Here is a 19,596-nt window from a genome sequence, read left to right on the forward strand (position 1 = left end):
AGTCCTGATGGCAAGTGACACGATCACATAGTCTAGCGCAGCTTACCTTCAGAAATCATAACTGAGACTTCGTCTGACGTAGCACCGTGATACATCCTATGGATAATATCCATAATTCTTTCATGACCATGCTGGGACGCCAAGTGATGTGACGCTTGGCCCATGGCCAATCGCTCTTCAAGACTAGCACCGAGAACCAGGTTCATTTTGCTAGCCATATCTTCCGGATTATTTGGTTGGAATAGATAGCCGTTGACGCCCTCTGACACCAGGTGCGGTAGCGCCAAGGCGTTCGCAAGCACTACTGGTGTTGACGCACTCATGGCCTCTAAAGAAGCCAAAGACTGGAGTTCTGCCGTACACGGCTGAGTAAAAAGGTCAGCACGAAGGTAGGCTTCTCGCAGTTCTTCATCAGTCACCAAGCCTCGGAAAATAACCCGGTCCGCGATCCCAAGTTCCTCAACTAAGCGATGCAAGGTATCGCGCTGTTCCCCATCACCAATGATTTCAGCATGAACATTGAGCTCAGGGTCGGTCATAGTCAAGGCTTTGAGTAAGATGTCGACGTTTTTCTCTACAGCGAGTCGCCCAACAAACAATGCTGTCGGGTGTCGGTGTGGAATAATCGATTCCTGCTCGCGCAGTTCGTACTTGGCTACATCGATACCGTTCGATACCGGGACAACATAATCCAGGCCCGCCTTGTCATTCATGTTGTCCGCAGAGAGTCGAGTTGGAGTCGTAATGACATTTGCTTTGTGCATCAGCCGCCCCATGTCATACCAAGACCGCTTTGAAACGATATTTTTAAAGAACTGGGGCCCTGGGATAAATGGATCCAAGTTTTCTGGCATGAAGTGATTCGTACAAATCAGTCGTACTCTACGGCGATCCGCCGAACTTATTGCAGCGTCTCCAATCATGTAGTGGCACTGCGCATGTACAACTTCTGGCGAAAGGTCAGAGATGAGGCTATCGATTACCCGATTGGCATGTCGTGGCATGACCAGACGATAGAACTCGTGGGTTGGTGCACCATAAGACTTCAGACGGTGCACCGTTGCCTCTTCACGATATTCAACGGTGTCTGGGCCTGTCGCGTAGTGAGGTGAGACTACATGCACGTCATACCCTCGATCCGTGAGTTTCGTAGCGAGCCGATAGCACGACTTCGCTGCACCATTCACATGTGGCGGGTAAGTATCCGCTGCAATCAGCACGCGAAACTTGGCTGTTTGGTCCTGAGACACTACGGCGTAACTCCTATGAAACTCATTGCTCCACATCATCCTAAAACAGTGTGCCCGCACGTCGAAGACATTTTGTAGATGTCTGGCCGCAAAATTTCAAAATTTCACCCAATCGTTAGGAGTTAGTTCATTTCGAAGAACTCGTCCCTATGTCCTTTGTCCTTGGGGTCGAGACCGAGCTTCCGCATTTTAATGGCGTAACGAATGCCCTGCACTGCGTAATCAACGCCTGCAACCAAATGCCCGCCCGCTCCGATTGCCAGAATGCCGGTTGCGATCGACGTCCACAGTGTCTCATCAACAAATGGGGCCTCGGCAAAGAGCAAGAGGGGAACGCCCAGCATAAGGGCTGCGGTCCGGGCTTTTCCAAGAAATGTCACTTCCATCTGAGGATTACCTGCGTAGACGCTGAGCATTAGCCCGGCCAGGACCAAATCTGGAATGACAAGCGCAAATATGAGCCACAGTGGAGCAAGGCCCGACAGCACAACGGTAATGATCACGACCCAGAGTGACAGTCGATCCGCTAGTGGATCCAGCCATTTTCCAACCGATGAAACTTGGTCAAGTCGTCTAGCAAGAAACCCGTCTATCCAGTCGGTTGAAAACAACACCACCAATGTGATGAGCGCAGCCCAGTATTCATCATGAATCATCTGCCACACGAACACCGGGACCAAGAGAAAACGGACTATGGTCACCAGGTTCGGGATAGTCAACCAGTTGTCGGTCGCAGTAAATTCAGGCTCGTGACCCGGCTCTTGATCTACTGGCCGATTCATATCAACCTCAAAAATGGAATGTACTTTGCCTCACGGCATTAACGGCGTCGAAGACGCCGAATCAAGACCGCAGCAGTTGTCACCGATGCACCTAGAACGGTAAGCGGCTGCCAACGACCTTTCACGTATTCAACACCTTCATTGACTCGCTCACCTGCACGGGCTGCCGAGTGGTGCGGTGCCAATGGCGACGTAGCGTGCTCAACATTGTTCCGAGAAACGTTCCCGGTAGCGTGACGGGTGAAGGTGTTGAACTGTCCGCGGTAATCAGTTTTTTCGTCTACCCCGGAGCGAATGTCACCAAGGTGTCGGCGACGCAGTTCCATCCGATGACGAATTTGGGCTTCCGTTGGCTGAGTCTTAGGCAATGACCCGGCTGCCTCGCCACGGCGTATGGCGCGTTTCTGCTCTTTTTTAGCTCGCTTGGCTTGTTCTTTGCGTCGTTGAGCTTCAACAATTTTCTGCTGACGACGCTCTTCTTCGAGGCGGTCGAATTCAACGGGGTCGAAAGCATTGCCCTTGAGCACGTATCCAACGTCATGTTTGATGCCACGTACGATTTCAGGTTGCAACAGTGGGAAGCCGGAACGAACTACCAGTGCACCAACGACAAGCAGAATAAGCATGACGACGAACGCTCCCAACGCTACCCAGAGCGATGTTTGCCATAGTGGCCCTTCTGCCATGAAAGCACCTATCAGTGCTGCAACAAGCGCGATGAATGTTATGGCGCCAAACGCGAGTCCTATGAGCGCAATACCAACGCCTGCACCTGCACGAATTCCTTTGGCTTTTAACTGGCTGCTGAGCAGCGAGAGATTGTCGCTCAACTGCTTGGGAACCAAACGAAAAATCGTTGATAACAAGTCAAGCAGCGAACTCATCCGAGTTTTCGTCGTCACCTGTGGTGAGCCGTTGATGGTCATTAGTCACTACCTTCGTACGTGTAATGCGGGCGGATCTATGATGCTATCTCCGACAAGTATAAACCGGACGATAACCCTCTTTACATCTGTTCTAGTTTATTAGCCTGATACTTCCAGTTTGTCAGAGCAACCTTTGAAGTTCGAGTTCGCGTTCTTCGGCTGAAAAAGTACATGCCGCTTAGAAGTCTGTGGACTGTACTATCCGCAGCTTTGAGGCCAAAAGCTCGATTTCAGGTCTGTTGGCTACGAGACCTTCTACCCTATTGAGCGTTTCTTGCAGATAAAAGCGATCCCCGCTCACTGTCGAAACACCCAGGCGTACACGTCGGTGCAAGGAAACGTCTTCAACTTCAGCAACCGATATCTGAAATTGTTTCCGAATCTCGGCGATGATTGGACGCACCACTGAACGCTTGTCCTTCAAAGAATGTACATCCCCGAGCAGGATGTCGAATTCGTTCCAACCTATCCACATATCTAACAGCCTTCACGAGAACCAAATATTCAGCAACACCTATGCGCAGAAGCTTCACTCGGCACATATTGTTCAAAAACCCGACACCGCGACACACCATAGTTACTGAGAGTTCCATCAGAGGTTCGTGACCACCAGCTGACTACGTTTATCGGTTCATGGGAGCTTGTTCGCCCGCATCATTGAACGTTCTGAAGAAGCTTTCACGACCCTGGTCATCAATGGTGAAGACCAGTGAAATGAGCATCATTTGAGATTTGACACCCGATGACTCGAAGCGAGATACCGCACTTCCCTTCGCCTGTCCTCACAACGATCACTGTGTTCACCGAGGATAGCGCTGGCAATAAAAATGCCCCGTCCAAACGGACGGGGCTTTTCGCTCCCCCAACTGGATTCGAACCAGTAACCCCTCGATTAACAGTCGAGTGCTCTGCCGTTGAGCTATGGGGGAAGGCAACAAATGAATACTATATCAGACGCTTCTCGGAGATGTCTAATCAGTGATTTGCTTTCAAAAAACCGGTCTCACTGAACCAACCCCTCATGTCTAATTAGTCGATAAACAACTAGACTTAAATGTCAGTTGGACCTTTCGAGGACCATCGTTGAAAACCTAATACAACGAACGAACCGAAAGAACGAAGGAGCTAAACCCAGTGTTTAAGAAAACCGATTCTAACCGTTCCAAGCTGTACGCAGGTTTCGCAGGAGTCGCTGCGCTGGCCCTCTTCACCGCATGCGGTGGAGAAGAACCAGCACCCGAAGAAGAACCTGCTGACCCAGGAGTTGAACAGGAGGATCCAGCCCAGGAAGATCCAATGGGCGAAGATCCTGCTGAAGCGCCAGCAGAAGGTGACGCACCAGCAGAAGACCCAGCTGAAGAAGATCCAATGGGTGAATCCCCTGCCGAAGGCGAGACACCTCCAGAAGGTGACGCACCAGCAGAGGATCCAATGGGCGGCGAAACCGAAGAAGGCGCTGAAATCGAAGGCGCAGGCGAAGACAATGCCACTTCGCTCGCCGGCCTCGCCGGCAACGCTGTTTCCTGGGCGCTCTAACTCCGTCACGAACTTTTTCGGACGCTAAAGTTAGCGACTCAAACTTCACACCCTTGAGGTCCATCCCGGATACGTTCTGGATGTATAACCGCGGCGTTTCCTGCCCTCTTGACTATGAATTTAGTCAATCGGACGCAGGAAACGCCGTTGGTTTTCCAATTCGACAAGACGTTGCTGTATCGCCTGAAAACCTTCCGGGTCCTTTTCGGAGTCCCAGCGCTGCAATTTACCTATAAGGTCTGCTTTCTGCTCGGTAATCTGCATTTCCAACAGGCGATTCATAATGTCTCTGCTGTAACGCATAACGTCTTCCTCAGTCGAAGCAGGCAGAGGTGCTACCGCTAACTCTGTTACGAACGAATACAAGGGCTGCGGTACTTCTACTGTTACATGCTGAACCCAGTTAGAAGTGTCCTGTGCATTCCGTGCGGCTGCCAGAATGGCAGCTTGTATCGCTCTGTACACGGGAACTTTAAACTGTGAGGTAAAAAGTGCTTTCCATTGTTCCTGCGATAGCGACTCAGGTCGCTGCAGAATAACCTCCAACGCTTCCTTTTCCATGCGAGCTACAGGGTCACGCAGGTCCGGCCGAAAATTCTGCTCGGGAGCAGTTTCACCAGATTGTGATGTTTGGTGATCTTCCCGAGAGGCTTTTATCGCCGACGCTTTGGGTGCACGTTGCACCGCTGAGTGGACAGCATCCACATCCATGCCAAGCCAGCCCGCCAGTTCCCGCACATAGCCATCACGCATCACCGGATCACGAATCTCGTTCACGATCGGAGCCGCGTAGTGGAGTGCACCTGTACGGCCTTCCACAGAGTCCAGGTTATAGTCCTTCAACCGAGTTTTAATAGCGAATTCGAATAGCGGCTCACGTGATTCTATGAGCTGTTGCACTGCTTCATCGCCATAGTGTTGGCGAAGATCATTCGGATCTTGCCCCTGTGGAGCAACCGCGACAAATGTTTTTGCAACGATCTGATTATCGAACTCGAACGCACGCATAGCTGCCTTTTGACCTGCTTCATCGCCGTCAAATGTGAAAACGATTTCACCACCAGAACCATCATCGGTAATAAGCCTGCGAGCGATTCTCACGTGTCCTTCGCCGAAAGCCGTGCCACAGGTGGCAACTGCTGTCGTGATCCCTGCAAGATGTGCCGCCATAACATCGGTGTATCCTTCGACAACGACGAGCTGTCGTTTCCGGGCAACCTCGCTCTTTGCCATATTCAGGCCATACAAGACTTGTGATTTCTTGTAGAGACTCGTCTCTGGCGTATTGAGATATTTGGGACCATTGTCATCGTCATCAAGCTGTCGAGCGCCAAAACCTATTGTGTTTCCTGTCATGTCTTTGATAGGCCACATGAGCCGATTACGAAACCGGTCGTAGAGACCGCGTCGACCTTCAGAGAAGAGACCAGTTTCGGTCAGCTCTTCAACCGAAAACCCACGTTCTTGTAAATGGGACAAGAGGTTATTCCACCCACCAGGTGCATAGCCCACGCCAAAACGCTGTGCGTCTTCCTTCGTAAACCCTTTATTCGTGAGGAAGTTTCTTCCTTCTGCCCCTGCGGGAGAATTGATGGCCTCTTGGTAAAATTCGTCAGCGATTTGATGCGCTTGAAGCATGCGTTGCCTGGTCGCAACGGTTGGACGGTCAGGAACGTCCCCCTCTTCATATTCCAGGCTGACATTGGCCCGTGCAGCCAGGAGCTCTACTGTCTCTGTAAAAGACGTGTGTTCGATTTCCATCAGAAATTTGATGGCATCGCCGGATTCTTGACAGCCAAAGCAATGATAGAAGCCTTTAGCAGGTGTCACGTGGAAGGAAGGTGTACGTTCGTCGTGAAAGGGGCACAGTCCTTTGAAGGATCCGATGCCTGCCGTACGAAGTGAGACGTGCTCTTCAACCACAGACTTTAGATCTGCGACTTCTAGTACCTTGTCGATTGATGCCCGAGTGATGCGTCCTGCCATATCTCTCAGTGTAAGCCGAATCAAGATTTTCGCGCAGCCATACCCCTTCGTATTGTGGATAACACTCTCATGGCAGTATCGACCAATCAGTGATCCAATTCGCTGCAGGCTGCGTTTCACCGCTAGAGACACGGTGTTGAATTTTCGTTAGACTGGACATGAATTGGACCGTCGAGGACCAACTTCGCAAAACTAACAATTAACGAAATCATCCGAAGGATACGTTCCATGTTTAAGAAATCTGAAACAGGTCAACACAAACTTTATGCTGGGCTTGCTGGCGTGGCTGCGCTTGCGTTATTTACCGCTTGCACTGCTGAAGAACCAGCTCAGGACGAACAACCGGCAGATCAACAGACTGAACAGCAAGACACTAACGCGCCTGCCGAAGAAGAAACACCGGCAACTGAAAGCGATGCTGCTGACCAGGAAGATAATTCCGACGGTGCGTCAGAAACCGCCGAAGCGACCGGAGATGACGAGGTGTACTCGATCATTGATGCGGTCGAATCTGAATATAGCAATGGATTCATCATCGACATTGACCGCGAAGATGACGGATCGACTTATGAGGTAGATGTCGTCGCGGACAATGAAGTTCATCAGTTGGATGTCTCGGCAGATGGCACGATCACCGTCGATGAAACAGATACTGATGATGACGACATCCGTGAAGCAGATCAGGCAACGGTTACTGTATCCGAGGCGTTGGATGAGGCATTCAGTCAGCACACTGATGCGCGATTCGACCAGATTCAACTAGACGAAGATGACGGTTCGATTCACTGGGAAGTGGACTTTGAAGACGCCAACGGCGGTGACATCGAACTCGAAGTTCCTGCCACCTAGCTCTGAGGTTCTAAATCTACTCTGACGACACGTCACCATGACGGCGTCTCGCTACTGCGGTCCCCGTAGGATTGCAGGCTCGTTGCGAGACGCCGTTGTGTTTTAGCGATTGAATCTTCCCGCTCCCGGGATTCGCTGCCACCATTCGACTGTCCTACAGTGGTGCCATGCGCAAAGATTTACGTACAGCAATTCGTGATGCTCGCGTCCACTTGGAGGGTGCTCAGCGGATCGCGGTGCTCACCGGTGCAGGGATGTCAGCCGAATCGGGCATCGCCACATATCGTGATGCTCAAACCGGTCTGTGGGAAAAGTATTCGCCTGAACAACTGGCCACGGCTGAAGCAATGTCGGATCAACCCGATTTGGTGTGGTCTTGGATTTTGCACCAAGCACGGGTGATACGTTCTGTAGAACCCCACGAAGGTCATAATGTTCTCGGCACTTGGCAGCGCGAGCTACGCGAGAAGAATGGCGCGTTGGACATCATCACTCAGAATATCGATGACCTCCATGAACGCGGAAATGCCGACGTCCTGGCACATTTGCACGGTTCAACTTTTAGTTTCCGGTGTTTCGAATGCGATGCTCCATCTGATTACGAGCTGCAAACTGCCACCCCAGAACAGTTAGCAGCCAGACCGGAGCTCGATCAATTAGTACTTGAAGATCCGCCTCCGTGCACCCAATGCCAGCACGGATTCATCCGACCAAACATTGTGTTGTTTGGGGAAATGTTGCCACAGCAAGCTATGAATGATGCTTTGGATGCTGTCCGCTCCGCTGATGTTGCACTGGTTGTCGGCACCTCTAATATCGTGCAACCGGCTGCGTCCCTACCAATTGCGGCATCGGCAGCAGGGGCTAAGATCATTGAAATAAACCCGAATGTCACTCCCCTGTCCGAGGACGCTGACGTTTATATCGCTGACACCGCGGGAAATGTCTTACCGGAGCTCTACCGATGATGAGCGAAATTGAGGGAGCCGCCAATTGGGTCGCAGAGGCTCGATCGGTAGTGGTGTTAACCGGCGCTGGTATGTCCGCTGAATCTTCGGTTCCGACCTTCCGCGACGCCCAAACAGGTCTCTGGGAACGCTTTGAGCCCGAGCAACTCGCGACAGAAGAGGCTTTCCGTGCCAACACATCTCTTGTGTGGAGTTGGTACGTATGGCGTAGCATACTTATCGATGCTGCCGAGCCAAATGCAGGTCATGAGGCGATCGGTTCGTGGCAAAAACACCTGGCTGCAACCGGCGGCTTCTTGACCGTGGCAACGCAGAATGTCGATGATCTTCATGAACGTGGCGGAGCTGACGGGGTGTTACATCTCCACGGTGCACTACAAAATTATCGGTGCCTCGACTGCAACACACCTGTCGCTTACGACTCGAGGTCAGCGGCGATTCGGCCAGGACAAGAATTCGATGACGATAACCTGCTTGATCCTGTAACTTGTTCGCACTGTGCAACAGGTGTTCTACGACCCGGTGTCGTCTGGTTCGGTGAGAGGTTACCGGAGGATGTTTTTAGCTCTGCTGTGCATGCAGTGCAGCATGCCGACCTTGTTGTTGTCGTTGGTACTTCAGGTTTGGTTCAACCGGCTGCTTCACTCCCGATCATCGGTCAAGAAGCTGACGCAAAAGTTATTGAGATCAATCCGGTCCCCACGGGTCTGTCAAATACCGCGGATGTTTACCTGCAATCAACTGCTGCAGCAACCTTGCCACGAGTCTTGAACCGGCTCTTGGCCTAAAGCTGGATCCCGTGCGGCAAGCTCGTTGGCTGGGCGATCCCCCGCACGAGGTTCCCGTGCCAGACTAGGGCCGAAGTATCGGTCAGTGAGGCCACCTGATCGATAACTACGCGCTTTCGGACGACGTCATTGGGCGCTGCGCGCCAATCTTGTGCGTACATCGGTTCCAAAAACTGTGCATCAGTGCTCAGAAGGAAATCAACAAGTTCCAACAGAATCTCTCGTTGCGCTTCATATAACGGCTGACGGCGTGCCGAGGACATGACGTAATGCGCGGCGATGCCTTTCATCGTGGCAATTTCAATTTCGGTTTCTTCTGGGACGATCACATCGGCGGTATGACGGGTGAGTGCATCGTTACCATAGGCATCGCGGGTTGCTTCGAAAGCGGCGGTAGAAAACCGGCCGATCAGTTGCGAGGTCATGTCCTTCAGCGCAGCATGTGCGTTACGCGCCCCATCGGCGCTCATCACCCACGTGGAAGTCGCTTCAAGTCTCGTCAACGCGGCCTCAATAACCTCGGGCTCTGTAGTGGGTAGGTACCACTGGCAAGTCGTTTCAACAGCAGCCGCGCGTTGTTCAGGATTGGTGAGCCAGCCTAACTGGAACATGCCTGACACAATGCCATCTTCTACGTCGTGAACGCAATAGGAAACGTCGTCGGCTAAGTCCATCACTTGGGCTTCCATGGACAACCGCTGACTGTCTATGCCCTCCCGGAACCAGTTGAACACTGCTGCGTCGTCATCGTACACCCCAAACTTTCGAGTGGGTTTGCCGTCTGATTTTAACGGGGCGTCGTTTTTCAACCACGGGTATTTGGTGGCTGCATCCAGGGTGGCACGCGTGAGATTCAGTCCTGCGGGGGTGCCGTGGTCCGTCATTTTCTTCGGTTCCAGGCGGGACAATAAGCGTAGAGTTTGTGCATTTCCTTCAAAGCCACCGATTTCAGCCGCAGCCTCGTCGAGCGCCTTTTCCCCGTTGTGGCCAAACGGTGGGTGCCCCAAGTCGTGTGAGAGACAAGCTGCGTCAACGACGTCTGGATCGCAGCCTAGTGAGCGTCCAAATTCGCGCCCCACTTGAGCTACTTCTAACGAGTGCGTGAGCCGGTTGCGAATGAAATCGTCGTCTCCGGGAGACACCACTTGTGTCTTTGCCGCGAGACGTCGAAGCGCTGCAGAGTGCAGAATGCGAGCGCGATCGCGTTCAAAATCCGAACGGTACGTGGATTTCTTGGGTTCAGGGACCCAGCGTGCCATATCCCAGGGAGCATAACCGGGGGTTTGCGTTGCTTCCCCCGCGTAAGGTGGCCGGTATTGCGGCCAGAACAGACTCGGCTGTTGCGAATTTTTGGGGGCTTTTGCTTGCTGCCCGTTGAGTCCTTGACCGGTGTTGCTCACCGTTTAGCCCCCTGAGATGTCCAGTTCTGCTTCGTGAATCTGTGTCCGGTGTGCGTCTGTGATGTCTTGAGAGTCCAGCCAGCCTTCGGGCAAGTGTGGTTTCTTTGGTGCTCCAGCTCTACCTCGCGGTCCTTCGGCATCAGCACCAGGATAGGGCACGGTACGGTCGACGGTGTCGAGCAAGTCTCGCATCTGGTCGAGTGTTTCGACTGCGGTCATGACTCGACGCATGTCCCCGCCTACCGGGTAGCCCTTGAAGTACCAGGAAATGTGCTTGCGGATGTCGCGCAAGGCTTTGTCTTCATTGCCGCCGAAAGTTTCTACCAGCAGTTCTGCATGCCGGTACAACACATCGGCTACGGTACCCAGGTCGGGATGAAAACGTGCTTCAGACCCTGTGAAAGCGTTTTGGACGTCACCGAATAGCCACGGACGACCCTGACAACCTCGGCCGATTACAACACCGTCTGCCCCGGTATATTCGATCATGGCCATGGCGTCTTCAGCAGACCAGATGTCGCCGTTACCAAGTACCGGAACTTCTGTAACAGCCTCTTTGAGACGTGCGATGGAATCCCAGTTCGCCTCTCCAGAATAGTGCTGACGCATGGTTCGACCGTGTAATGCAACGGCAGAGACTCCGACGTCTACAGCACGGCGAGCTGCCTCGATGTAGGTGAGGTGCTCTTCATCAATACCGCGGCGCATTTTGATGGTGACCGGGATATTAGCGCGTTCAGCCTCTTTGACTGCGCCGGCTACGATCGCGGTGAAGAGATCGATCTTCCACGGGAGTGCGGAGCCGCCACCATTGCGGGTAACTTTCGGGACGGGACATCCGAAGTTCAGGTCAATATGATCGGCGCGGTCTTCGTCAACCAACATCCTGACTGCTTTGCGTGTGTACACCGGATCTACTGAATACAACTGCACTGAGCGCGGGACTTCGTCTGCATCGTGTTCGATGATGCGCATTGACTCTGGATGACGTTCCACAAGAGCGCGGGCGGTCACCATCTCCGAGACATAGAGGCCTCCACCATATTCACGGCAGAGACGGCGAAAAGCCGTATTCGTAATACCTGCCATGGGTGCTAAAACGACAGGCGTATCAATGGTCAGGTTGCCGATCTGCAGGGGCGCCAGACGCATTGACGTCACCGAGGGTGCCGGGTGGTGGGACCCTTGGTCCCCGGTTCCACGGTCGCGAGTAGAGAAGGCGGGGCCCGGGCCTGTGGTGGCTGTCTTTGAAGAAACGGTAGTCATAACACATCAAGTATCCCAGATTCCAGGGGCAAACACCCAGTCGAGGTCTGAGCCTGTCGAGAAATTTTTGGACAAAAGTAACGATCACCTCATTCGAAATACATTTCCGTGATGCATCGTTGAGGCGAGTATGCAGAAAAAACTTGGATTTTTGAATTTTGGGAATTTTGGTTACGACCGCGCAACGGGAACCGTCGACCCAAAGACAGCGTTCGATGATCAACTGGCTATGACCGTGGCAGCCGAAGAGGAAGGGCTTGATGGGGCCTGGATTCGGGTGCATCATTTCCAGTGGATGATGTCCGCACCGTTCCCCACGTTGTCTGCAATGGCTGCACAGACCCAGCGTATTGAACTGGGAACCGGTGTGATTGATCTCCGTTACGAAAATCCTCTGTACTTTGCCGAGCAAGCTGCTACCACCGATCTCATTTCAGGTGGTCGCCTACAACTTGGTATTTCACGTGGCTCACCTGAGGCGGCAATCGATGGTCAGCAACAATTCGGTTACAGCCTAGATCCAGGTCAGACCTGGAGCGATGTGGCTAAAGAACGCGGCCAACGCATTCGTGACGCGGTATCCGGCCATCCCGTAGCCACCGGTGACCCCAATTCGCCATGGTCTCCTGGCGGCGCCACTGAACTTGTGACACAGCCCCAATCCCCCGGTCTGGTTGATCGTCTTTGGTGGGGCTCAGGTTCCACCAATTCAGGAATCACTGCGGGGCAGCAGGGCTACAACCTGCTCTCTTCAACGTTGCTGCTCCAGGACGACGGCCGGCCGTTCCACATTCAGCAAGCTGATCAAATTCTGCGTTACCAGGACGCCTATGCTGCTTCAGGGTTGACGACCGGTGGCATGACAGCCGTTAGCCGTTCGATGTATGCGCTGCGTTCTGTCCAAGACGAGCGGATGTTTGGCTACGCGGGCAGCACCCGTGACCAGGCTGGCCAACTAGATGGCGGTCCAGCACGCTCTGGTCCAACCTATGTCGGCAATGTCGAAGCACTGGCTGAAATGCTTTCCCAGGACCAAGCCGTAGTCGATGCCGATTATGTACTGTTCGCCAACCCCGCCCAGCTGGGGCCAGAGCGCAACCGTGAGATTTTTGCCGGTTGGTACGAGGTCTTCAAGTTGCTGGGCTGGAAGTAAATTTTCCGCTGAGTGTTACCTGGCGACGCACACCACGCCATGTGCGTCCTCGTTGATTAGAATGATCTTCGGATCTGACCTGTTGTTTTGAAGGATGCTCAATGAATGTGACCGAACAGTATCGTGCAGCCCGTGATCGCCTCATGGCGTTGGATCCGTCCGAGGTTGCTGAAAAGTTCACGTGGCCAGAATTTGAGCACTTCAATTTCGGGTTGGACTGGTTTGATGCGGTTGCCAAAGACCCGGAACGAGCTGACCAGCCAGCACTGATCGTTACCGGGGATGTCGGCACCCAGACTCTGACCTTTGCTGAACTGTCAGCCCGTTCAACACAGGTAGCCGGTTGGTTCCAATCGCTTGGTGTAGGACGCGGCGACAAGTTCATGATGATGTTAGACAACGAAGTAGAGCTGTGGGAGGCAATGCTGGCCGCTATCAAGATTGGTGCGGTTATTTTGCCGACTACGGTCATGTTGGATTCCAAGGCGCTTGCTTCACGTGTTGAACGAGCCGGTGTGCAGTGGGCTCTGACCAATCAGCAAAACATTAACAAGTTTAGTGAACTCGCTGACTTTGGTATCGATCCGGCGTCCCTGGGATTGTTCGTCACGGGCGCTGAAGCTGTCGACGGCACCTATGCCTATACCGATGCTTACGCTTCCACCCATGAGTTTACTGTGGATGGGCCAACGCCCGCGGATGCTGAGATGCTCGTGTACTTTACATCTGGAACAACCAGTGAACCCAAGATGGTCCTGCATACCCAGGAGACCTATTCGGTCGGGCATTTCTCAACCCTGTATTGGTTAGGGGTTGATGCAGAAGATGTCCATTTGAATATCTCCTCTCCAGGCTGGGGCAAGCATGCATGGTCATCGTTCTTTGCGCCTTGGATTGGAGAAGCTACAGTCTTATCGGTGAATTACGCTCGGTTCGATGCGACCACGATGCTCGCTGTAATCGAGGAGTTTTCTGTCACGAGCCTGTGCGCACCTCCCACTGTGTGGCGCATGTTAATTCACTCGGATATGGCACAAGTCCAAAACCCACCAACCAATGCTCTGTCGGCGGGCGAACCCCTCAATCTTTCGACGCTAGAGAGTGTGCGTGAGGCCTGGGGCGTCACGATCCGTGATGGTTATGGACAGACCGAAACCACTCTCCAGATCGCGACAACACCAGGGCTTGATGTACCTGCTGGAGCCCTTGGAAAGCCACTTCCGGGCTTCGACGTCGAACTCGTCGACGAGTTGACTCAAGAAGTTATTGCTGGAGCCGGTACCGGCCAAGTTGCACTGCGCCTAGAATCAAAGCCTGTTGGTCTGACACCGGGTTATTATTTGGATGAAGAACGCAATGTTGAGGCCTTTGGTTCGGATCTATATTTGACTGGGGACCTCATGTCCCGTGATGACGACGGTGTCTATACCTACGTGGGTCGCGCCGATGACTTGTTCAAAGCCTCGGATTATAAGCTGTCACCGTTTGAGCTGGAAAACGGTCTGATGGGTTACCCTTCGATATCTGAAGTCGCGATTGTTCCGAGTCCGGATCCGCTTCGCACTGCCGTACCAAAAGCCTATATCGTGTTAGCACCGGGCTACTCCCCGACCGCAGAAACAGCTGAAGCTATTTTTGTCCACGCTCGAAGTGCCCTGCAGCCGTATGCACGCATCCGTCGCTTGGAATTTGTGGAGGGTTTGCCCAAGACGGTTTCTGGGAAAACACGTCGCGTCGCGCTTCGCTATGACGAAGTTCAGGTGCACGGTGACCAAGGCCAGCACACGGCAAGTGTCTTAGCCAAGCGAACGACAACGGACGGCTACGGCCACGAGTATTCCGACGCTCAGTTCCGCTAAATGGACCTTCTTACCACGGCTTATTTCAATTCACGTTTGAGCAATTTACCCGACTGATTGCGTGGTAGCTCATCAACGAATTCGATATGTCCGGGGACTTTGTGCCGAGCCAAGGTCTCTCGTGTGAGGTCCCTGATCTCATCTGCACTGACGTCTTTGTGGCCTTCTTTCAGCACAATTACTGCGGTGACCTGTTCGATCCATTTTTCGTGTGCTCGACCGACAACCGCCACTTCGGCTACTGCCGGGTGTCGATAGATGGCATCTTCAACTTCGCGAGATGCCACGAGGACGCCTCCGGTATTGATGACGTCTTTAATTCGATCGACAACTTCGATGTAGCCTTGCTCATCCATAACGACTAGGTCTCCGGAGCGGAACCAGCCGTCCATGAAGGCCTCTGCGGTTTGATCTGGTTTATTCCAGTATCCAGAGAAGAGTTGTGGTGATCGATACTGCACTTCACCAGTAGTGCCGGTATCGGCTTCTTCACCCGTAGAAGGATCAACGACGCGAAGCTGGACGGTTACGATTGGACGACCCGCCGACGCGGGCCGCTCATCATGCTCTTCAGGACGCAATACGGTACACAACGGCGCCATTTCGCTTTGACCAAAGCAGTTGTAGAAGCCTATCTTTGGGTAGTCTTCCCGTAACCGTTGTAGGACAGTGACGGGCATGATGGATGCACCGTATTGAGCTTTCTTCAGTGAGGAGAGATCACGTTTCTCAAGGTCTGGATGTTGAGAGAGTGGAACCCACACGGTAGGCGCCAGAAACAAGGAACCGATGTGTTCCTCTTCTATCCGCTGCAGTATCTCTGGGATATCGGGGATACGCATCAGCCGAATGGTGGCACCCAGCATGAGGTATGGTGCGCTAAACACATGCATGGCCGCTGAGTGGTATAGCGGCATGGGCACCAGCGGATTGTCGTCTGCGGTCATATCCAGCGACTGAACAGTGCCGTTGTAGTGAGCCAAAAGTGCTCTTTGCGTGAGCATCGCTCCCTTGGGTGCCGATGTGGTGCCGGATGTATAGAGCAACTGGGCAAGATCAGTTTCTTCGGCGGTATCCCATTTTTCTAATTCCGCAGCTTCTTGGCACTGGCGTTCATTGGCCAAGACCGTCTCAATATGTTCAGAGATCTGAGAGATTCTCACTACATGGTTAAGTCCGGTTGATTCGGCTATGGCTTGCACGGTGGCTTCGTACTCATCATCCACGATGATGGTCGTTGAAGCGCTGTCATCTACCAGGTACTGCAGTTCAGGTCCGGTTAGAGCAAAGTTGATTGGTACGTGCACCAACCCTGCACGCGATGCGGCAAAAAACAGGATGAGGAAGGTATCCGAGTTCTTGCCCATTACAGCCACACGGTCACCGGCTTGCAATCCCAGACTGCGCAGTTGAGCGGCGGCCGCGGTAATAGCCTGATTCAACTTCGTGTAGGTCCAGCTACGATCCTGGTACTTCAGTGCGATCGTATCGCGTTGCGTTTCAGCAACTCGGGCGAACTGCAGCGACACTGAATTGCGTTGGCTAGTTCTGATTTGGTCTTGAACTGAAGACGAAAATTGGCCAATGGTCGTCATAAGGTAGCTCCATCCGTAAGAGGTGCAATGGCTAGCGTCACGGCCGATTAGTTGTCGAGCCGCTCAATAATTGTCACGTTCGCTTGCCCGCCACCTTCACACATGGTCTGGAGACCATAACGGCCCCCTGAGTCTTCCAGCGAGTGCAGCAACGTCGTCATTAAACGCGCCCCGGTTGCCCCGATCGGGTGGCCCAACGCGATGGCACCGCCATGTTTATTTACCTTGGACATGTCTGGGCGCAGTTCCTTCTCCCATGCCAACACCACCGAAGCAAATGCCTCGTTTATCTCGATCGCGTCAAAATCATCAATGTCCATGCCGGTGCGTTCCAATGCGAAGCGCGTTGCACGAATTGGTGCAGACAGCATCATGACCGGGTCGTCAGCGCGAGCCGAGATGTGGTGAATACGCGCCCTTGGGACCAAGCCGTGTTCTTCAACTGCGTGTTCAGAAGCAATGGCGAGCATAGCAGCACCGTCACTAATTTGTGAAGCACTTGCGGCGGTATGTATGCCGTTGGGCCGTAGTGTTTGCAGTTCACGCATCTTGGCACGATTCGGAGTACGAGGACCTTCATCGTCACGCAGACCGCCCAATGGAAGAATCTCTTCAGCGAAGAATCCGGACTCTTGAGCAGCGATTGCGCGACGATGCGATTCAGCGGCAAAAGCTTCAGCTTGGTCGCGCGTAATCCCCCATCGATTCGCGATCATCTCGGCACCGTGGAACTGCGAAATGACTTGATCACCGTAACGATCCGCCCAGGACTTCGACCCAGTGAAGGGGGTCGAAAAGCCTTGATCCTTCATGATGGAATTTGCCGTGCCTATAGGTATGGTGGACATGTTCTGCACACCACCTGCGATGATGAGGTCTGAGGTTCCCGACATCACCGCCTGTGCCGCATAGTGGATCGCCTGCTGGCCGGAACCGCATTGACGGTCTATAGTCGTTCCCGGGACCGCTTCTGAACCACCCGCGCCAAGCCACGCTGTACGAGCAATGTCGAAAGACTGCGGTCCAATCTGGTCGATGCAACCGAGAATGATTTCATCGTAGGCTTCAGTTTCAACACCCACGCGATCAAACATCGTCGATAGCGGTGCTGCTGCGAGATCAGCGGAATGTATATCCGCCAACGCTCCATTACGACGTCCTACTGGTGTACGAAGCGCATCAACGATAAAAGCTTGTGTCATCGGTTTCCTCCTGGACCAATCATCAAGTCTGTGGCTACACGCAACTACCGTGGTCCCATCCGCAGTGCACCATCCATGCGCACGGTTTGCCCGTTGATGTAATTGTGGCCGATGAGATCAAGCACCAGCTGCGCGTATTCATCTGGACGACCCAGGCGAGCCGGGAACGGTACCGAAGCTTCCAGCGTTTCACGGAACTCTGGTGTAATACCCGCCATCATCGGGGTTTCAATAATGCCGGGCGCAACGGTATTGACACGGATGCCGTGGGAGGCCAGGTCCCGAGCAGCTGAAATGGTGAGCGAGTGCACGCCGCCCTTAGAAGCTGCATAGGCTGCCTGACCAATTTGTCCTTCAAATGCTGCCACGGAGGCTGTGTTGATGACAATACCGCGTTGGCCGTCATCATCGACTGGTTCTTGTTGGGAAATCAGCTCTGCCCCGAGCGTCATCACGTTAAACGTGCCTAAGAGATTGACGTTGATGACATTGGCGAATTGGTCCAGATCGTGGGGTCCCCGTTTTGACAAGATCCGACCGGGGGTGCCAATCCCCGCACAGTTTATGACCACCCTCAGTGGTTCGTTCTTGTCTGCGATATGACGTATAGCCCCGCGAATTGAGTCATGATCCGTGACGTTGACTTCTAGGTACTCAACGTTGTCAACTGAAGGCGCCTGCTCGAGTCCGGGGGCCAGGTCGAAGGCGTACACCTTCATGCCTTGTTCAGCAAAACGTTGTGCAGTGGTAGCTCCGAGCCCCGATGCTCCTCCGGTAACGATCGCTGCTTGTCCTTGAATTTCCATGTTGACTCCTCTTCTATACAAATGACGACATGCCCGTGACGGCTCGTGCCACGATGAGTGAATTGATTTCGTAGGTTCCTTCGTAAGTATGCACGATCTCTGCGTCGGTAAAAATCTTTGCCGCCTCGTAGGTAGAAACCGTTCCGTTACCGCCAAGCATGTTTCGAGCTTTAGCCGCTGAGTCACGCAACATTCGTGATCCAGTGGATTTCGCCATTGCAGCATGGACCATTTCAACGCGACCCTCAGCCTGTAAACGCGCAACTTGCTGCATCAGTCCGAAGGAGGCCATGGCATTGGAAATCATTTCGGCAAGATCCTGTTGCACCAATTGGAACTTCGCCAAGGGTTGACCAAACTGTGTTCGACCGAGGACATAATCTCGAGCCACATCAAAGGTATGCAATTGCGCACCGTATGCTTGCCACCCGACCCATATCCGTGAATTGCGAAGCATATCGTTCGCTGCGCTGAATTCAGCCGCGCCAGGAAGTGCGTCAGCATCGGAAATCTCCACATGGTCAAAGAAGATGTCGGCATTCTGCATAATCCGCAAGCCAATTTTGTTCGAGATTTTGTTCGCGGTCACCCCCGGTGAATCCATTGGAACGAGGAATCCCTTGACGGTATCGGTGGCTGTGTCACGAGCCCAAACGAGCGCAAAGTCTGCAAACGTCCCGCCGCCTATCCAACGCTTTTCGCCATGTATGACCCATCCGTTTGCTGTTTTTGTGGCGGTGGTTTCCATACCTCCGGCAACATCGGAACCGTGGTCCGGTTCCGTCATGGCAAAACATCCAATGGCTTCAAAACGACGTAACTTATCGAGCCATTGTGCCCGCTGGGCATCTGACCCAAGTTGATCGATCATGCCCACGATGAGCTCATTGTGAATACCCACCAAAGCACATAACGAGACATCAACTCGAGCGACTTCGGCATATACGAGTCCTCGAAAAAGACAGGAGTAGTTGCTTACAACTAGCTCACCCAGACCTAGATCTCCGAGTGCAGGAAGCATCTCAAAAGGGAATGCCTCGCTATTCCAGTAATCAATAACTTGTTTACGAACGTTGCGCTGTAGATGCCCACGAATCTTGAGAAGCTGCTCCTGTTCAGCTGGGTCCAGGAGGGACACAACATCCAAGACGTCCGCGTCGGGGAACGGGGCTTGGTTCGCGTTATCAATAAGTCCGTTCGATTCCACAGTTGTCATGTGCATCCTTCTCT

At 53.1% G+C, this 19,596-nt stretch carries 17 protein-coding genes and 1 tRNA gene; 6 read left to right on the forward strand and 12 right to left on the reverse strand.

Annotated elements, in window-relative coordinates:
* Positions 1-32: 32 nt before the first annotated feature.
* From G583_RS0100395 to G583_RS0100420, 5 genes are all read right to left on the reverse strand, one after another.
* Entirely contained in the window at positions 33-1,250 is a 1,218-nt protein-coding gene (locus G583_RS0100395; RefSeq protein ID WP_022869211.1) for a glycosyltransferase, read from the reverse strand.
* A gap of 122 nt (positions 1,251-1,372) precedes the next feature.
* On the reverse strand, positions 1,373-2,032 hold the full coding sequence (locus tag G583_RS0100400; RefSeq protein WP_022869212.1) for a CDP-alcohol phosphatidyltransferase family protein: 660 nt from the start codon (positions 2,030-2,032) through the stop codon (positions 1,373-1,375).
* Positions 2,033-2,070: 38 nt separating this feature from the next.
* On the reverse strand, positions 2,071-2,958 hold the full coding sequence (locus G583_RS0100405) for a phage holin family protein (RefSeq protein ID WP_022869213.1): 888 nt from the start codon (positions 2,956-2,958) through the stop codon (positions 2,071-2,073).
* Positions 2,959-3,136: 178 nt separating this feature from the next.
* Positions 3,137-3,433, reverse strand: coding sequence for a DUF503 domain-containing protein (locus G583_RS0100410; RefSeq protein ID WP_022869214.1), 297 nt, complete (start codon positions 3,431-3,433; stop codon positions 3,137-3,139).
* 382 nt (positions 3,434-3,815) lie between these two features.
* Positions 3,816-3,887: transfer RNA gene (locus G583_RS0100420), tRNA-Asn, on the reverse strand.
* A 205-nt stretch (positions 3,888-4,092) separates the two neighbouring features.
* Between G583_RS0100420 and G583_RS0100425 the strand changes: the two genes are divergently transcribed.
* Positions 4,093-4,494, forward strand: coding sequence for a hypothetical protein (locus G583_RS0100425; protein WP_022869216.1), 402 nt, complete (start codon positions 4,093-4,095; stop codon positions 4,492-4,494).
* Positions 4,495-4,614: 120 nt separating this feature from the next.
* Here G583_RS0100425 and dnaG read toward each other — a convergent pair whose 3' ends face one another.
* The gene (gene dnaG, locus G583_RS0100430; RefSeq protein ID WP_022869217.1) at positions 4,615-6,480 is read right to left on the reverse strand and encodes a DNA primase; all 1,866 of its coding nucleotides are present in this window, start codon (positions 6,478-6,480) and stop codon (positions 4,615-4,617) included.
* Positions 6,481-6,708: 228 nt separating this feature from the next.
* On the opposite strand from dnaG, the gene G583_RS16080 reads away from it, so the two are divergent.
* The 3 genes from G583_RS16080 (at position 6,709) to G583_RS0100445 (ending at position 9,085) form a co-directional block, all read left to right on the forward strand.
* On the forward strand, positions 6,709-7,329 hold the full coding sequence (locus G583_RS16080) for a PepSY domain-containing protein (RefSeq protein ID WP_022869218.1): 621 nt from the start codon (positions 6,709-6,711) through the stop codon (positions 7,327-7,329).
* 167 nt (positions 7,330-7,496) lie between these two features.
* Positions 7,497-8,297: an SIR2 family NAD-dependent protein deacylase gene (locus G583_RS0100440; protein WP_022869219.1), complete on the forward strand. Its 801-nt coding sequence runs from the start codon at positions 7,497-7,499 to the stop codon at positions 8,295-8,297.
* The gene (locus G583_RS0100445) at positions 8,294-9,085 is read left to right on the forward strand and encodes an NAD-dependent deacylase (protein ID WP_022869220.1); all 792 of its coding nucleotides are present in this window, start codon (positions 8,294-8,296) and stop codon (positions 9,083-9,085) included. Before G583_RS0100440 ends, G583_RS0100445 begins: the two co-directional genes overlap by 4 nt.
* Here G583_RS0100445 and G583_RS13305 read toward each other — a convergent pair.
* Both G583_RS13305 and dusB read right to left on the reverse strand, forming a co-directional pair.
* The gene (locus G583_RS13305; RefSeq protein ID WP_051129615.1) at positions 9,082-10,416 is read right to left on the reverse strand and encodes a deoxyguanosinetriphosphate triphosphohydrolase; all 1,335 of its coding nucleotides are present in this window, start codon (positions 10,414-10,416) and stop codon (positions 9,082-9,084) included. The genes G583_RS0100445 and G583_RS13305 overlap by 4 nt on opposite strands.
* A 72-nt stretch (positions 10,417-10,488) precedes the next feature.
* On the reverse strand, positions 10,489-11,637 hold the full coding sequence (gene dusB, locus G583_RS0100455) for a tRNA dihydrouridine synthase DusB (RefSeq protein WP_022869222.1): 1,149 nt from the start codon (positions 11,635-11,637) through the stop codon (positions 10,489-10,491).
* Between the two features lie 244 nt (positions 11,638-11,881).
* Between dusB and G583_RS0100460 the strand changes: the two genes are divergently transcribed.
* Together G583_RS0100460 and G583_RS0100465 are read left to right on the forward strand one after the other, a co-directional pair.
* Positions 11,882-12,904 carry an LLM class flavin-dependent oxidoreductase gene (locus G583_RS0100460; protein WP_022869223.1) on the forward strand — a complete coding sequence of 341 codons (1,023 nt, stop codon included), beginning with the start codon at positions 11,882-11,884 and terminating at the stop codon, positions 12,902-12,904.
* 101 nt (positions 12,905-13,005) lie between these two features.
* A complete protein-coding gene (locus tag G583_RS0100465; RefSeq protein ID WP_022869224.1) occupies positions 13,006-14,763 on the forward strand; it encodes an AMP-binding protein in 1,758 nt (585 codons plus the stop codon).
* A gap of 20 nt (positions 14,764-14,783) precedes the next feature.
* Here the strand turns inward: G583_RS0100465 and G583_RS0100470 are convergent, their stop codons facing one another.
* The 4 genes from G583_RS0100470 to G583_RS0100485 are packed head-to-tail and all read right to left on the reverse strand — an operon-like array spanning position 14,784 to position 19,582.
* The gene (locus G583_RS0100470) at positions 14,784-16,358 is read right to left on the reverse strand and encodes a fatty acyl-CoA synthetase (protein ID WP_022869225.1); all 1,575 of its coding nucleotides are present in this window, start codon (positions 16,356-16,358) and stop codon (positions 14,784-14,786) included.
* 47 nt (positions 16,359-16,405) lie between these two features.
* Positions 16,406-17,560 carry an acetyl-CoA C-acetyltransferase gene (locus tag G583_RS0100475; RefSeq protein WP_022869226.1) on the reverse strand — a complete coding sequence of 385 codons (1,155 nt, stop codon included), beginning with the start codon at positions 17,558-17,560 and terminating at the stop codon, positions 16,406-16,408.
* Positions 17,561-17,604: 44 nt separating this feature from the next.
* On the reverse strand, positions 17,605-18,366 hold the full coding sequence (locus G583_RS0100480) for an SDR family NAD(P)-dependent oxidoreductase (protein WP_022869227.1): 762 nt from the start codon (positions 18,364-18,366) through the stop codon (positions 17,605-17,607).
* 13 nt (positions 18,367-18,379) lie between these two features.
* Positions 18,380-19,582 carry an acyl-CoA dehydrogenase family protein gene (locus tag G583_RS0100485; protein WP_022869228.1) on the reverse strand — a complete coding sequence of 401 codons (1,203 nt, stop codon included), beginning with the start codon at positions 19,580-19,582 and terminating at the stop codon, positions 18,380-18,382.
* Positions 19,583-19,596: the final 14 nt, after the last annotated feature.

The organism is Yaniella halotolerans DSM 15476 (assembly GCF_000420805.1).
Classification (GTDB): Bacteria; Actinomycetota; Actinomycetes; order Actinomycetales; family Micrococcaceae; genus Yaniella; species Yaniella halotolerans.